This window comes from Paenibacillus sp. BJ-4, from assembly GCF_020404765.1.
In the GTDB taxonomy this organism is placed as follows: Bacteria; Bacillota; Bacilli; order Paenibacillales; family Paenibacillaceae; genus Paenibacillus.
This window is the reverse complement of sequence record NZ_JAIVEM010000163.1, coordinates 35,323-49,560: the sequence shown is the minus strand read 5'-3', so window position 1 is coordinate 49,560 and position 14,238 is coordinate 35,323. Positions and strand designations below refer to the sequence as shown.

The window sequence follows — 14,238 nt, the reverse complement described above, 5'->3', positions numbered from 1 at the left end:
TTATACAGATTTTCCTTTTCAATTGTAGAAAGGATGGAGAAATGTCAGTCTACAAGGGTTTTAATGCAAAATACACCGACAAATGCGTAACTGTCTATCAAGCGTTTAATCATCTTATTGCAAATGAAATTTTAGAAGGGGGAACATTTGGCCCTTCCTTTAAACTAGATAGAATGACATGGATAAAGCCATCATTTTTATGGATGATGTATAGATGTGGTTGGGGAAATAAAAGCGACCAGGAAAGAATATTCTCTATAAATATCTCAAAGGAGGGATTTGATTATATCTTATCAAAAGCGGTATTAACCAAGTATAAACCTAAGATTCACGGTTCATCTGTCAAATGGAAAGAAATGCTGAATGAGTCTGATATAATATTCCAATTTGATCCTGATAGAGATGTTTATGGGAATAAACTGGATAGAAAGGCTATTCAACTTGGTTTGAGAGGAGATGCAGTTGAGAAGTATATAAATGAATGGATAGTTGATATTAATGACATAACAAATACCGTGCATGATTGGAAACTACTAATTAATACTGGTCAGTTTAACAGCGAGTTATTACCCTTGGAGAAGGAATACAATATAACAGTTCGGTGATAAAATTGGGATGTAAGATAGGGAGGGACAATTTATGTATGAAAAAAATGTTGTAAGAGAATTATTGATCGATTCAACACATGGTAAACAGAAGGCTAAAGCATATTTCGAAGAGAGGCTTGATGACAAGTTGCTACTGGATTTATTGGTAGAATTTGCCCTTGATGATTACTCAACTGATGCTTCAATGACGGCTTCATATTGGATATCCCAATTTTCTGAGGACTTACTTCGTGGTATCGAAGAAAATTTATTGGTTCTCCAGCAGTATGAATTAAATAGTATTTCAGTTCACGCGCTGGTGGCGCTCGGAAAAATTCAATCCACAAGAGGATTAAGGTTCCTTTTAGAGAATAAAATAGCTCCAAAGTTACATTGGGAAGCAGTTGCACTTGAATATCATCTTAAAAATTTATTAAACACATGAAAACTTGATCAAAGTGTGAATAGAGTGGGTCTTTTACTTTGTATCTGTAGATATATCTTGCTTCTATTTAAAGCGCTTATAAGTGGAAATATCAATGTTGTCTGGTCTGCTATACAAGACCCGGGCCAGCAGAAGATGTTGTACCAGTATGACACCGAAGGCTGCTTGGCCCGCCAAACGGACCGTAACGGCAAGGTCATAGAGTATGCATATAACTTCAATGACCGGTTGATCAAGCGGCGTGAGATGTCGAGTGGTATGGAAGAATCCTACATGTACCGGGAAGACGGTTTGCTGCAAACGGCGACTAACGAGCATACGCGATATGATTATACGTACAATGAAGATGGTTTGCTGACGGGCAATAGGGAATCCGTCTTATTATGTAAATATGTACAATATTTAGGATGATATTTAATATCACGAATTGTAACACGAGGTACGGCACCACTAAGGGGTATGCTAGTCTATTAATTAAGAGATAAAATACACATGCAAAGGATTATTCCAATCGAAATATGATAGGAATAAGCCTTTTTTTGCGTGCAGAAAAACGAAGGGGAGAGGACTAAGGGAGATCAAATGCTAGTGAATAGCTCTCCTTAACCCCAAAAACAAGCAGTGAACTTATGTGTAGACTTTTTTAATAATTAGCTTATTTTAATATAAATCGCCCCTATGAAAGCCTATACATGCTTTTAAATAAAAAAGATGACATATGATTAAAAATAGGAATAAAGTCACTAAGACTATAGTCGCTTGTTTGGTGAAGTATATATTCCTTAATCTGCTTGAATTCGACATTTTGTATGCTAGATGGATGTGTTCGAGAATAAGCTAGAAGTAAACGAGATTGTTGTATTAAGGAATACGTCCTTTTTAGGAAGTTATAAGTAGGAAACTGAAATGGATAAATTTAGGATATTGCACAAATGTGCTTGTCCTTCATCAGGTTTTCTCTTTGCTCGTCCCAACACGCTAAAATCAGTTCGATTAGATTAGAAAATTTGCATACATATGTATAAAAATGAGTATTAGGTCTTAGAAACTCCCTTTACTTCTGTAAATTGACAAAATATAAAGCAGTAGCTAATATGGTTTGGGAGCACGGGAGATTTTGGAATTTATAAAGGGGCAATGCGTTTTGATGAAGAGACTAGATAACAGAGGTAGCAACAAAATGAGATGGAGCCAAACGATCTTTGCAGTGCTGGTGGCGCTTAGTCTGGTGTTATGCAGTGGGGGTAACGCGTGGGCTTCATCTAATGAACAATTAAAATGGATAGAGGGCGGCAGAAAGGTAGACTTGGGAAAAGTGGCTGAGGTCGATTTGGACCCTTCTCTTCTTTTTTTAGATGCGGCTAACACGGCAAAGGTAAGCGAACTGAATCATGACAAGCCATCTGGCAAGGAAATTGGAAGTATATTTCCTAAAGATGAAAATCAAAATTGGGAAGTAGTTTTTGAATACTATGAGCTTGGGCACATCAAGGACGATGAAAAAGAAGACATCGATGCAGATGCCATTCTGGATAGCTATAAAGAAGGTACAGAAGAGAGCAACAAGGAAAAAGCGGAAAGTGATCGCCTTTATGTAACGGGCTGGGATGTAGAGCCTTTCTATAATGAAGCCACTCATAATCTAACCTGGTCTATGCTGGCGGAAGATGGGAAGAAGGAGAAACTGATTAACTACAACGTTCGTTTGCTTACCCGTCAAGGTTATATTTCTGCAATCTTAGTATCCGATCCTGCGCATTTGGACGCGGATAAGAAGTTTCTGAATGAGAAAATATTACCCAAGCTGACAGTCAAATCAGGCGAGCGATACGAGGAGTTTGATGCTTCGACCGACAAAATTTCCGAATATGGCCTGACCGGACTGATTTTGGGGGGAGCAGGCTTGGCGGTAGCCAAAAAAGCAGGATTGTTGTTATTGCTGGCAGGACTCTTCAAAAAGTTTGGCATTCTGATTTTTGCTGCTGGTGCAGGTGTTTTAGGTGTGATAGGCAAGTTTTTCGTAAAATTGTTTCGTAGAAAAAAATCAGAAGCAGCGCAGGATGAGACGAATGACCGCGAACATACAGAGACATTGCCATAACCCAAAGCTGACATGACTTAATAAATTAACAAATTTATCTGAACAGATGATCATGGAGGAAATAGACCCCGTGAATCATCTGTTTTTAGTTTGTTTTACTTGCTACAATAAATATATTGTAACCGCCGTATCCTTTGGGGATGCGATTCCGTCTACCTTAACGAAACACCCGAACACAAATGGACTGAGCAAAGGGGGGCCCCAAACATGGCCTTTGTGATATCCGAACGGATGAAAAATGAATCGTCCCCACTTAAGGGAGATGAATTATTGCAAAACGTGCTTCCTGCGCTCCATCGCTACTGTCTTTCGTTGACAGGTTCAGCATGGGATGCCGAGGATTTGGTACAGACGACCATCCTACATATGCTGCAATCTGAGAAGAATCTGCATGAGGTGGAAAATAAAGAGGCTTATTTGATCCGTTCCGCGCGGAATAGATGGATTGATCATATTCGCAGGCAAAATGCCCAGAAGCGCCTCTCTGTCTCTGGCGAAAAAGAGTTTTCCCAGCGGCATGAGGAGCCTTCTCGGTATTGTAATGAAAGCTACACACCAGATCTGGAGCTGGCGCTTCAATATTTAAGTACACATGTATCGCCATGGCAGCGAACCATCCTGGTGCTGAGAGATGTATGGGGCTATACGGCCCCGGAGACGGCAGAGCTGCTGAATACGACGGAGGGCGCGGTAAAAGCTGCTTTGAGTCGAGCACGCGCTCTACTTGCTCAGAAGCACAGGGAGGGCCATAAGCTGGAATCCGTATCCATACCTGGGCTTGAAAGAGAAAGAGAATGGCTTAAAGCTTATTTGGCGGCCTTTCGCGCCGGAGATGTACAGCGCTGGATTGCGCTTAGCTTGAACGATGCTGCCGAGCCGATAGCGATTGCCGGCTCTGTGCTGTATCAGCGCTTTTATCCTTCCGGTACTCTAATGAATTCCCATACGTCTCATGACATCAAGGCAATGATGGTCGCTTAACAAGAAGGGAGTTTATGCGGATGAGCACCTTTCCTTATGTAATTGAGCAAACGAGCCGAGGAGAGCGAAGCTATGATATTTACTCCCGGTTATTAAAGGATCGTATCATTATGGTATCAGGTGAGATTGAGGACCATATGGCCAATGTCATTGTAGCTCAGCTACTGCACCTCACTGCTGAGGATTCCGAAAAGGATATTCAGATGTATATTAATAGCCCGGGTGGGTCCATTTCGGCAGGATTTGCCATTTACGATACGATGCAATTTGTGAAAAATGATATATCTACCATATGTACAGGAATGGCAGCGAGCTTTGGTACGATTTTGCTGACTGGGGGGACCAAAGGCAAGCGAATGGCTTTGCCCAATAGTGAGATTATGATCCATCAACCGCTGGGCGGAGCGAAGGGTCAAGCTTCTGATGTGTTGATTTATGCTGAGCGTCTGATCAAAAGCCGACAGCAGCTCAACCGTATTTTGGCAGATCATACCGGGCAGCCGCTGGAGCGGGTGGAAAAAGATACGGATCGGGATCACTTTCTTACGGCTGAAGAAGCGGTAGCCTACGGCTTGGTTGATCGGATCGTTACACGTATCTAACTGTTTTTGAAAATTTTATATGATCCCTCGCTAATTCTGCAAAAATTCAAAGTTTGTTCATTGCAATTGATGTGCAATAGGATTATAATTTCAGACGGATTCAAAAGGCTTATCCCCGAATCCATGGGAATGATCCCATCTGAGCTTGCTTATAGCATGCTCAAATAAGAATTAAGCGAGGGATTTATAATGAAAACCTGCTGCACCATCCAAGTTGACGAAGACAGTTTAGTTATTGATTTGCCGGAAGAAGGAACTACGCTAGAGTCCCTGCTCGGTGATATTGAGAGCTGTGGAGGCAGTGAAGAACCTTGGCTGCAACTCATAGACAAGGTCATGGGCAACTCATCTGAGACTGTACTGACAGATCAAGTGACGGATGGCGGCGACATAAAGAAGGATCAGACGACCCAAGAATCTCAGGCAGCCGCTAAGGGGTAATAAGGAGATCAATCACATACACGACGTTGTACAAGACTGCTATACCGAGCCAAAGGCTCGGGATGCAGTCTTTTTTTAGGTTAAATAAGTTGTAGAAGCCTCTTGGATATCAGCTAAAATTCGTCAAATTTCGCGGTTGTTAAATGAGTCTTTTGTCCCTCCAGTCTGCTGGGATAGCAAACACAGTAAATAAATATCCCGAAATCGTGACTTCTAGTTCATTTTCTACCATAAAGTCGAAATGTAACATGAAACTAACTATAACAGTAGTAGCATCCATATACAGGTAAGTAACATCGAATGTTGGACCTGATCCTCTTGTTGTATGAAGGGGGGGAGTGGAAGAGCAGAGAACAACGTACTGATAACACTTTATAAGAGGAAGGAATGTGTAAATGATGAATGGGCAATGGGTCCTGCCAAGGATCGCAAAAAAGGTTGCAGTGATGCTAACCGCAGTATTGCTGTTAACGTTAACGAACGGATTTAACTGGAACACACAAACAGCAGAGGCTGCTGGAACAACTCCTGTAGAGCGTTACGGACAACTTTCAGTGAAGAACGGTAAATTGGTAGATAAAAGTGGAAAGCCTGTGCAGCTCAAAGGGATCAGCTCTCATGGGGTGCAGTGGTATGGGGATCTGGTTAACGAGGATTCGATGAAATGGTTACGGGACGATTGGGGCATTTCCTTGTTCCGGGTTGCACTGTACACTGAAGAAGACGGTTATATTTCAGATCCTTCATTAAAAAATAAAGTGAAGGAAGCGATTGAGGCAGCAAAGAAACTGGGCTTGTACGTCATTATTGACTGGCATATTCTATCGGATGGCGATCCAAACATTCATAAAAATGAAGCTAAAGCCTTCTTTAATGAATTTGCCACGCAGTACGGCCATTTGCCAAACGTAATCTATGAGGTTGCCAATGAGCCGAACGGGAATGTGAACTGGAATAACCAAATTCGACCTTATGCTGCAGAGGTCTCTCAGGTCATTCGTGCGAAGGATCCGGACAATATTATTATTGTAGGAACAGGCACATGGAGCCAGGATATACATGATGCAGCAGACAATCCACTTCCAGACAAGAATACGATGTATACCGTGCATTTCTATGCGGGAACACATGGACAATATTTACGCGATCGAATCGATTATGCGCTGAATAAAGGCGTGGGTATATTTGCCACCGAATGGGGTACAAGTGATGCATCAGGTAACGGTGGTCCATTCCTGAATGAAGCCAAGGTGTGGACTGATTTTCTCGCCAGCCGTGGCATCAGTTGGGCAAACTGGTCGCTGGCCGACAAAAATGAGACCTCTGCTGCCCTGCTGCCTGGCGCAGACCGTAAGGGCGGATGGCCTGATTCACAATTATCGGCTTCCGGTAAATTTGTAAAGCAGGCGATTTTGGAAGGCTCCAGCAACAATGGTGGGGATCATGGTGGCGATAACGGTGGAAATGGCGACAATGGCGGTAACAATGGTGGCGATAATGGAGGAAGTACACCAGGCGGTGACAATCAAGGGATTGTGCTGCAATATCGTACCGGCGATACGAATGCTAAGGATAACGCCATCCGACCTGAATTTAATATCAAAAATACAGGTACAACAGCTGTGAAGCTGAGTGATCTGAAAATTCGATACTATTACACAGATGAAAGCAAACAAGCTCAGCAATTTTTTGTGGACTGGGCCAAGCTAGGCAATGAAATGGTAAAAGCGACTTTTGTAACATTGTCAAATTCGAAGGCCAAGGCTGATAAATATGTGGAAGTTTCTTTTACCGATGGAGCAGGAAGTATTCAGCCTGGCGGGGAAAGTGGAGAAATTCAGCCCCGCATTCATGCCGCGAATTGGAGTAATTTTGATGAGACCAACGATTATTCGTATGGTGCTAACCAAACTATATTCGCAGACTGGGATCATGCCACTGTATATCAGCAGGGTAAGCTGGTATGGGGTATAGAGCCCTAAAATGTGGCCGTAGCCTCAGCTAGCTCGGAAGGAGTAAAGAATATAGGACTTTAGGTTGCAATCTTTTGAGGATTTGGAGTATAGCGTATGCGCCTTAGGTATATGGAGACTGGAACTTTAGGAGTGAACCATCGGCACTTTAGTTCCGGTATATATACTACCAAAGTACCATATTCTATTCGACTTTCGTGGTACTTAAAATACTCCTCAAGAGCTTCCTCAACTAATTCCATAGTACAGAAGATTCGGTCCCATTGGACCGTTTCTTAACAACAAACGCCCGCTATTGCCTATTACAGGCAGGCGGGGGTTTTAATGTCTTGGAAGCTTTGCGTCCGTTCAACCGTGTTTATGCCAAATTAAAAGCTTTGGCCAGCAGACGGTAGGACTGAACACGTTTATCAAAGTCATGAATGGAGGAGACGACCAGCAGCTCATCGGTACGATACTGCTCAGCCAGTCTTAGCAGCTGTTCCTTACATTGCTCAGGTGTCCCTACAACACGCCATGCTGCGGACTGACGCAGCCGCTCGCGGTCAAACTCCGTGTAGGGATAGGACATTGCCGTTTTCACTGACGGGAGAGAGCTCATTTCTTTGCCCTGCATGAGCAACAGGAAATACAAACTGGCACTGGACGCCAGCAGCTCGGCTTCCTCTTCAGTTTCCGCACAGGCTACAGTAACCGCCGCCATCGAGCGGGGCTTATCGCCCAGGATGGAAGACTGAAATTGCTCGTGGTAACGCGCGGTAGCTTCCACGCCGCCCGGAGTGCCGAAAAATTGGGCAAAGGCATAGGAAGCACCCATCATAGCGGCCAATCTGGCACTTTCCCCACTGGACCCAAGCAGCCACATTTCAGGAATCGTTGGTATCATCGGGGAGGCATGAAGCCCGGCAAAACGATGATTGTCAGGCACAGAATCATGGAAGTAATCGATTAAATCGAGAATTTGCTGCGGATATTGCTCGACGGATTGGTACTTGCCTTCCTGCAAAGCACGGGTAGCCAGCGGCAAACCACCAGGAGCACGTCCTATTCCCAGGTCGATGCGTCCTGGATGGAGTGCCTCCAGCAGCCGGAAATTTTCGGCGACTTTATACGCACTGTAGTGAGGAAGCATAATACCGCCTGAACCAACACGAATACGTGATGTATGAGCAGCCAAATGCGCAATCAGGACCTCGGGACTGGAGTGCGCTAGTGTTTTGGACGCATGATGCTCGGATACCCAATAACGGCTGTATCCCAGTTGATCAGCTTCACGCGCTAAATCTGTTGTATTGGATAATGCATCATAAGCGGTACCGCCTTCAGGAATATGAGACTGGTCCAGTATACCCAGTTTAAGCATTAGCAATCACCTCTTACACAACTGTATCAGACACAACTCATTAGGTCAAAACTTAGAATAGGAAGGTTGGAGTTTCAGACCCTTTTCGTTATAATGAAGGTTGTGCAGGATGAGAGAACATCCTTGCTTTTGGAGAGGGGAACGAATTTGTGTTAAAAACACCTTTGGGGCGTGTCCGACTCATGCTCTGGATTCAGGCTATAGCGTATTTGGCGATACTTTTCACTCACCAGCCGCTGCAAGCTGCGGGCTTGACCCAGGCGGTTATGGTGATTGGTAATATATACCGGGTGAGCTTTCTGCTCCTCCTCGTCGCTTTGATCTATGGCAAAACAGCGCTGCATTGGCCCATCCGGCGGCCCCTATTTATTATGTTTGCATCCTTCATTCCGTTTGGTCTGATGATTATGGATTTTGTTTGGGTGCGAAAATGGACAGGAGATTCGGCAGCCAAACAGCGAGCTGCATCGTAACACTTGAAGGTGAATCCGGTGAGCAGTGTCGCGGACTTGCCTGCGAGTGCGGGGCTGCCCTCGTTAAACTAAAAAGAGCATTACGCAATTGGGATGGCTGAACTGGTCCCGTTTGAGGCGTAGTGCTCTTTTTTACATCGAAAACCCACATCAATTAACTTAGTGCTAATGTTTTAACTAAAAATTCAGCTGTCTTGCGTCTTTGGAAACCTTCAACCCAATGTCCCGTAAATGGGTAAATTTCAATCGTTTTCGGTGATTCAATGCGATTATAAGCGGCGAAAATAGTCTCTGGCATGCATACAGTATCTTTAAATCCAACCGATACCATCACCGGAATGCGAATGCGATGGGCCAAATTCATGATGTCAAAATAACTCAATGTATGTAGTACCTGCTCCAAATGCTCAGGGAATCGGTTGGCGAATTCAGCAGCTTCCGTCAGCGAACTGGTGGAATTCATCATGCCAAAATCCATATGGCACATATTAGGAATGTCAGCCACCGTAATAGCAGCTTTATCGCTGAGCGCCGCCACCATTAATGAAAGTCCGCCGCCTTGGCTTGCGCCACTGATTGCAATTTGGGTTGGATTCACATCGGTCTGCTCTGCCACCCAATCCACGGCTCGAAGGGCATCGGTCGTAATGGTTTTGTAGTAACAGGTATCCTTATCCAATATTCCTTTCGTTATCCAGCCTTTAACCGTACCGTGAGGATCATCCAGACGGTCTCCTGTTTCTCCCCCCTGACCACGTACATCTACCGCTAATACAGCGAAGCCAAGCATCAGCCAGGAGGAATAATCTTCAGGATAGCCCTTTCCGCCAGTATAGCCATGAAACAGAACGATACACGGCAGTTTTTGATCTCCGGCAAATCGGGGGCGTACATACCAGGCATGCAGTGGCGTATCATCCACCCCCTCAAAAGTAACCCGATAGGCAAGCATATGGGCATACGGCGTGTCTACTGGTGTTTTGAACGCACGTATAGGTTTAGCGCGTACTTCTTCCAGCGTTTTGTCCCAGAATAAATCCATATCCTTCGGGGCGGTGAGGTCCGGTCGATACTCCTTCAATTCGGCAATTCTTTTTTCAATAACATTCATTATAAAAGTTCTCCTTCATATAGAATGAATTATTCCTTAAGCTCTATCCGGTAAAGTGGACTCCTCCAGCTCTCTCAGCAGCTCAAATGCCTTTTCGTTGGTGTTTCCACACGTATCTTCATCAGCAAGAAATCCACTGCATACGGCTGGACGCTCAGGTTTGCCAAACAATTGACAACGGTAATCCGAAGTGAGCTGAGGGCAAGGAACGCCAGCTGGTTTTCCATCCGGCATGCCGGGAATAGGGGATGAAATCGTAATAGCAATACAACATGCGGCACATCCGACTCGACACTCCAGTTGGGGTCACTCCTTATTATCTGTTATTTTTGTTACCTATGCATGAAGTGACTTCAATGAAGCCATAATGTGAGGATGGCACAAAAAAAGCAGGAATACAAGGATAACTGCATTTTAGACACACCTTTCACACAAGGGGCATAAATCGTCGGGGAGACACGTAAGATGGTATCAAGCCCCTAAATCAGCGTACCATCATGAGGTAATATTAACCAATTGTCCTCAGTGTGTTCAAAAAGAGTTCGAGTGGTTAATAATAGAACACAACGATAAAAACTTAAAACGAGGTGACGTAAAATGAGTTGGTTATGGGCATTGATTGTTGGTGGTATTATTGGTTGGTTGGCAGGAATTATCGCAGGTCGTGATGTTCCGGGTGGTGTAATTGGCAATATCATCGCCGGTTTTATCGGTGCATGGTTGGGAAGCTTGATTCTGGGGAACTGGGGTCCTGAAATCGGATCATTCTACATCGTTCCTGCATTAATTGGTGCGATCGTGCTGGTTGTTATCGTAAGCTTGATCTTCCGTTCCGTTGGACGGAGCAGAGGCTAACTTTACGAATCATTGAATAGATTAGCCTCCATGAGGCACAAGGATAAAATGAAAGAAGCTGCTTCCACAAGGTTCGCAAGTGAACCTGGGGGAGCAGCTTCTTTCATTTTGCAAAAGGGTGTCCGTTTCTTATTGAAAGCGCCTGATATGGGGAATACATAGAACGCCTAGTACGATGCACATGCCGATAGCTGCAAACATGCCAATCGTGAAGATGCCACCAAGCTTGTCCGCCACGGCACCTACTGCCAGATAGCCCACAGGCAGTAGGGCAAAGGAAAACATCAGGTCCAGACTGGCTACACGGCCAAAGGATTCGGCGGGCACCAGTTCCTGAAGGCTGGTTTCCCAGATAATCGCAAAAATCATAATGCCGAAGCCTTCGAGCATCATGCTCATAATCAATCCGGGCATCCAGGTGACGATAGAAAACAGGAGTAGAGCAAAGCCGCTGACCAAAGCGCCTAAGTATGCGAGCAGACCGCGATGCTTCCAATGTTTGCGTGACCCATATACAAAGGCCCCCATCATGGCACCAACGCCGCTGCTTGCCATTGCGACACCGTACACAACGGGACTAAAGCTATGATGAACCTTGAACAGCCACGGAATGAGTACAGCAATAATGCCTGAATAACAAATATTAATGAAGGAAAAGGCCAGGATCGTAATCCATAGCCAAGGATGACTTTTGAGAATGGCAAAGCCTGCTATAAAGTCCCTGAGAAAATGCTGTCGACCTTGATCCCGCTGCTCTGGATCTGCCTGCCGCTTACCGATGATGGAGGCCAAATAAGCGCTCAGCATCCAAAAGCAGGCAAAAGAAATCAGATAGGTGATAGAATCCAGTCCGAAGCCGATGCCCGGTGAGGCAAAGGATACAATGAAGCCACCCAACGGGGGACCAAGCAGACGAACGGCTTGTATACTGATCTGACTGAGCGCGTTGGCCGCATTGCGAATGTCCGGTGTGAACACCTGAGCCCGCAAGGCTGAATAAGCCGGGTTAAAGATACCGTCCATCAATCCGTATAATGCAAGTCCAACGAACAGAAACGGCATTTTCATTCCGTCAGTAAACATCAGTACCGCTGCAACGAACATGAGTCCGAACCGGGCAATATTCGCAAACAAAAGGAGGCGGATTCGATCAATTCTGTCGACAATCATCCCGGCAAAGGGCAAAATAAGTACATTAGGCAGCATATAGACAGTCATCGCCAATCCCATGATCGTAGTCGAGCCTGTCAGGGAATAGATGACCAGTGGCAAAATAACGGTTGTGACGGAGCTTCCCAGCATAGCAATCCAATGTCCAAGCCACAGCAGGGTGAACGCTTTGGATTGCCTTAAAGGCGAAGTAAAGGTAGCCCAGGCTGAGTGCTTTCCGTCAGAAGAAGCGGCGGATAGGGTTGAATTTTGGGTTTCCATAATCACACTCCATTAGTGGTTCGTAAAATACAAATAGGACTAAACGTCATATTGAAACCTATTATACGAAACCACGAGCGTAAAGGTACAGAGAAAGTTGCTGTGCTAGCTGTGTACATGAATAGCTTGCTTCTGAATGAGTCAACCTAGGATGAGCTTTGGAGTACAAATATGATATAACTTACCTTTTGCATAGGGATTATTGGATAAAAGCATTGACGTACAAAAATGAATGATGTACTATTCAATGAGCCAGTCCCGTGCTAGGTGATCAAGAAAAAGGAAAAGAGTGTGGTTAACATGAAAAAATTTAACTTTTTGCCGATTGTACTTATCGTAATGGCTTTGCTGGTTTCGGCCTGCGGTAACACTGATAAAGGCGCTAATACGAATAATGCAGCGACCGGAGATACCGGATCTAACAATGGAAAAGCAGATACAACCGCTACAGCTACGCTTGAATCTGTAAAAGCGAGCGGCAAGCTGAGAATCGGCACAGAAGGTACCTATGCTCCGTTTACCTACCATGATGCTGCTGGCAAATTGACAGGCTTTGACGTCGATATTGCGACTGAAGTGAGTAAACGTCTGGGTGTCCAACCGGAGTTTATCGAGACACAATGGGACGGTATCTTCGCGGGATTGAACTCCAAGCGGTTCGACACGGTATTCAATGAAGTGTCCATTACAGATGAGCGCAAGCAAAAATATGATTTCTCCGATCCATACATTGTCTCCAAGGCAGTTCTGATCGTGAGCGAAGATAATACGGACATCAAAAAATTTGCTGATCTAAAAGGTAAAAAGTCCGGGCAATCCCTGACCAGTAACCTGACTCAAATCGCGAAAAGCAACGGTGCGGAAATTGTAGCAACGGAAGGATTCAACCAAGCTATTGACCTGCTGACATCCAAACGGGTGGATGCAACCGTCAATGACGGATTATCCTATCTCGATTTGAAAAAGCAAAAGCCTGATGCTCCTATCAAAAAGGTGGATGAGTCTGCTGACGCTTCACATAGCGCAGCTGTTTTCAATAAAGGCAGCGAAGATTTGATCAAGGCAGTAAATAAAGCGCTGGCTGACATGAAGGCCGATGGTACGTACCTGAAAATTTCCGAGAAATATTTTGGAGCCGACGTATCTAAGTAATAATGATTCACAAACCTATCTTTTTAAAGGATGTCTGCACAAATGGATGAACGCCAGATACAAATCATTATGGATTCATTATTGCCTCTGCTAAAAGCAGGGGTTTCTTTTACGATTCCGCTTACCCTGATCTCCTTTGCTTTGGGTCTCGTGCTGGCACTGATTACAGCGCTGGCTCGATTGTCCAGATGGAGAATACTCAAGCTGATTTCCGGCTTCTATGTATGGGTGATTCGGGGAACGCCTTTACTGGTACAATTGTATATTATTTTCTACGGTTTACCTTCCGTCGGTATTACGCTGGACCCGTTCATTGCCTCAGTGATCGGCTTTACGCTCAGCGTAGGGGCCTACGGATCGGAAATTATGCGTGCAGCTATTATATCCATTCAGGAAGGTCAATGGGAGGCTGGCTACTCCTTGGGGATGACGCGCTGGCAAGTGCTGCGCCGTATCGTGCTTCCGCAGGCGGCTCGCGTGTCTGTACCTCCGTTGGCTAATTCATTCATCAGCTTGGTGAAGGATACTTCACTAGCTGCGACCATCACTTATGTGGAAATGTTCAGAACGGCTAACCAGATTGTAGCCACCACGTATGAACCGTTATTGGTATATACCGAGGCGGGAGTTATTTACCTGCTGTTTAGCACCATTTTGACTGTGCTGCAAAATTACCTGGAAAAGCGTCTGAGCCGGTTTTCCGTTAGATAAAGGAGATTGTAC

The 14,238-nt window shown here is 44.8% G+C and carries 16 protein-coding genes; 12 read left to right on the top strand and 4 right to left on the bottom strand.

The genetic code is table 11. From position 1 onward, the window contains the following. The first annotated feature begins 41 nt into the window (after positions 1-41). The 8 genes from LCF57_RS24350 to LCF57_RS24315 all read left to right on the top strand — a co-directional run bounded on the left by LCF57_RS24350 (position 42) and on the right by LCF57_RS24315 (position 7,139). The gene (locus LCF57_RS24350) at positions 42-605 is read left to right on the top strand and encodes a DUF4291 domain-containing protein (RefSeq protein WP_226002961.1); all 564 of its coding nucleotides are present in this window, start codon (positions 42-44) and stop codon (positions 603-605) included. Positions 606-639: 34 nt separating this feature from the next. Then, positions 640-1,032 (top strand): hypothetical protein, encoded by a 393-nt coding sequence (locus tag LCF57_RS24345; RefSeq protein WP_226002960.1) that lies wholly within the window; start codon positions 640-642, stop codon positions 1,030-1,032. Between the two features lie 57 nt (positions 1,033-1,089). Continuing rightward, positions 1,090-1,443 carry a hypothetical protein gene (locus LCF57_RS24340; RefSeq protein ID WP_226002959.1) on the top strand — a complete coding sequence of 118 codons (354 nt, stop codon included), beginning with the start codon at positions 1,090-1,092 and terminating at the stop codon, positions 1,441-1,443. 769 nt (positions 1,444-2,212) lie between these two features. After that, positions 2,213-3,133: a DUF2167 domain-containing protein gene (locus LCF57_RS24335; protein WP_318840794.1), complete on the top strand. Its 921-nt coding sequence runs from the start codon at positions 2,213-2,215 to the stop codon at positions 3,131-3,133. 207 nt (positions 3,134-3,340) lie between these two features. After that, positions 3,341-4,114, top strand: coding sequence for an RNA polymerase sigma factor (locus LCF57_RS24330; RefSeq protein WP_226002958.1), 774 nt, complete (start codon positions 3,341-3,343; stop codon positions 4,112-4,114). Positions 4,115-4,134: 20 nt separating this feature from the next. Further along, positions 4,135-4,716, top strand: coding sequence for an ATP-dependent Clp endopeptidase proteolytic subunit ClpP (gene clpP / locus LCF57_RS24325; protein WP_226002957.1), 582 nt, complete (start codon positions 4,135-4,137; stop codon positions 4,714-4,716). A gap of 189 nt (positions 4,717-4,905) precedes the next feature. After that, a complete protein-coding gene (locus tag LCF57_RS24320) occupies positions 4,906-5,157 on the top strand; it encodes a hypothetical protein (RefSeq protein ID WP_226002956.1) in 252 nt (83 codons plus the stop codon). 395 nt (positions 5,158-5,552) lie between these two features. Beyond that, positions 5,553-7,139, top strand: a complete 1,587-nt coding sequence (locus LCF57_RS24315; protein ID WP_226002955.1) for a cellulase family glycosylhydrolase — start codon at positions 5,553-5,555, stop codon at positions 7,137-7,139. A gap of 349 nt (positions 7,140-7,488) precedes the next feature. Here the strand turns inward: LCF57_RS24315 and LCF57_RS24310 are convergent, their stop codons facing one another. After that, entirely contained in the window at positions 7,489-8,493 is a 1,005-nt protein-coding gene (locus tag LCF57_RS24310) for an LLM class flavin-dependent oxidoreductase (RefSeq protein WP_226002954.1), read from the bottom strand. A gap of 149 nt (positions 8,494-8,642) precedes the next feature. On the opposite strand from LCF57_RS24310, the gene LCF57_RS24305 reads away from it, so the two are divergent. Then, positions 8,643-8,966, top strand: coding sequence for a DUF3817 domain-containing protein (locus LCF57_RS24305; protein ID WP_226002953.1), 324 nt, complete (start codon positions 8,643-8,645; stop codon positions 8,964-8,966). 154 nt (positions 8,967-9,120) lie between these two features. Here LCF57_RS24305 and LCF57_RS24300 read toward each other — a convergent pair whose 3' ends face one another. Further along, positions 9,121-10,077 (bottom strand): acetylxylan esterase, encoded by a 957-nt coding sequence (locus tag LCF57_RS24300; RefSeq protein ID WP_226002952.1) that lies wholly within the window; start codon positions 10,075-10,077, stop codon positions 9,121-9,123. A 36-nt stretch (positions 10,078-10,113) separates the two neighbouring features. Next, positions 10,114-10,377: a YkgJ family cysteine cluster protein gene (locus tag LCF57_RS24295; RefSeq protein ID WP_226002989.1), complete on the bottom strand. Its 264-nt coding sequence runs from the start codon at positions 10,375-10,377 to the stop codon at positions 10,114-10,116. A 297-nt stretch (positions 10,378-10,674) separates the two neighbouring features. Here LCF57_RS24295 and LCF57_RS24290 point away from each other — a divergent pair, with 297 nt between their 5' ends. Beyond that, on the top strand, positions 10,675-10,932 hold the full coding sequence (locus LCF57_RS24290) for a GlsB/YeaQ/YmgE family stress response membrane protein (protein ID WP_023989828.1): 258 nt from the start codon (positions 10,675-10,677) through the stop codon (positions 10,930-10,932). A gap of 129 nt (positions 10,933-11,061) precedes the next feature. On the opposite strand, the gene LCF57_RS24285 is transcribed toward LCF57_RS24290, so the two are convergent. Then, positions 11,062-12,363 carry an MFS transporter gene (locus LCF57_RS24285; protein ID WP_226002951.1) on the bottom strand — a complete coding sequence of 434 codons (1,302 nt, stop codon included), beginning with the start codon at positions 12,361-12,363 and terminating at the stop codon, positions 11,062-11,064. 300 nt (positions 12,364-12,663) lie between these two features. Between LCF57_RS24285 and LCF57_RS24280 the strand changes: the two genes are divergently transcribed. Both LCF57_RS24280 and LCF57_RS24275 read left to right on the top strand, forming a co-directional pair. Next, positions 12,664-13,515: an amino acid ABC transporter substrate-binding protein gene (locus LCF57_RS24280; protein WP_226002950.1), complete on the top strand. Its 852-nt coding sequence runs from the start codon at positions 12,664-12,666 to the stop codon at positions 13,513-13,515. A gap of 42 nt (positions 13,516-13,557) precedes the next feature. Continuing rightward, positions 13,558-14,226 carry an amino acid ABC transporter permease gene (locus LCF57_RS24275; protein ID WP_226002949.1) on the top strand — a complete coding sequence of 223 codons (669 nt, stop codon included), beginning with the start codon at positions 13,558-13,560 and terminating at the stop codon, positions 14,224-14,226. The last annotated feature ends 12 nt before the right edge of the window (positions 14,227-14,238 follow it).

Excerpts from the sequence above, each read along its gene's own strand:
- LCF57_RS24300 (WP_226002952.1), bottom strand. The coding sequence starts at position 10,077 with ATGAATGTTATTGAAAAAAGAATTGCCGAATTGAAGGAGTATCGACCG.
- LCF57_RS24285 (WP_226002951.1), bottom strand. The coding sequence starts at position 12,363 with ATGGAAACCCAAAATTCAACCCTATCCGCCGCTTCTTCTGACGGAAAG.
- LCF57_RS24315 (WP_226002955.1), top strand. The coding sequence starts at position 5,553 with ATGATGAATGGGCAATGGGTCCTGCCAAGGATCGCAAAAAAGGTTGCA.
- LCF57_RS24330 (WP_226002958.1), top strand. The coding sequence starts at position 3,341 with ATGGCCTTTGTGATATCCGAACGGATGAAAAATGAATCGTCCCCACTT.
- LCF57_RS24280 (WP_226002950.1), top strand. The coding sequence starts at position 12,664 with ATGAAAAAATTTAACTTTTTGCCGATTGTACTTATCGTAATGGCTTTG.
- LCF57_RS24345 (WP_226002960.1), top strand. The coding sequence starts at position 640 with ATGTATGAAAAAAATGTTGTAAGAGAATTATTGATCGATTCAACACAT.
- LCF57_RS24310 (WP_226002954.1), bottom strand. The coding sequence starts at position 8,493 with ATGCTTAAACTGGGTATACTGGACCAGTCTCATATTCCTGAAGGCGGT.
- LCF57_RS24290 (WP_023989828.1), top strand. The coding sequence starts at position 10,675 with ATGAGTTGGTTATGGGCATTGATTGTTGGTGGTATTATTGGTTGGTTG.
- LCF57_RS24335 (WP_318840794.1), top strand. The coding sequence starts at position 2,213 with ATGAGATGGAGCCAAACGATCTTTGCAGTGCTGGTGGCGCTTAGTCTG.
- LCF57_RS24320 (WP_226002956.1), top strand. The coding sequence starts at position 4,906 with ATGAAAACCTGCTGCACCATCCAAGTTGACGAAGACAGTTTAGTTATT.
- clpP (WP_226002957.1), top strand. The coding sequence starts at position 4,135 with ATGAGCACCTTTCCTTATGTAATTGAGCAAACGAGCCGAGGAGAGCGA.
- LCF57_RS24275 (WP_226002949.1), top strand. The coding sequence starts at position 13,558 with ATGGATGAACGCCAGATACAAATCATTATGGATTCATTATTGCCTCTG.
- LCF57_RS24350 (WP_226002961.1), top strand. The coding sequence starts at position 42 with ATGTCAGTCTACAAGGGTTTTAATGCAAAATACACCGACAAATGCGTA.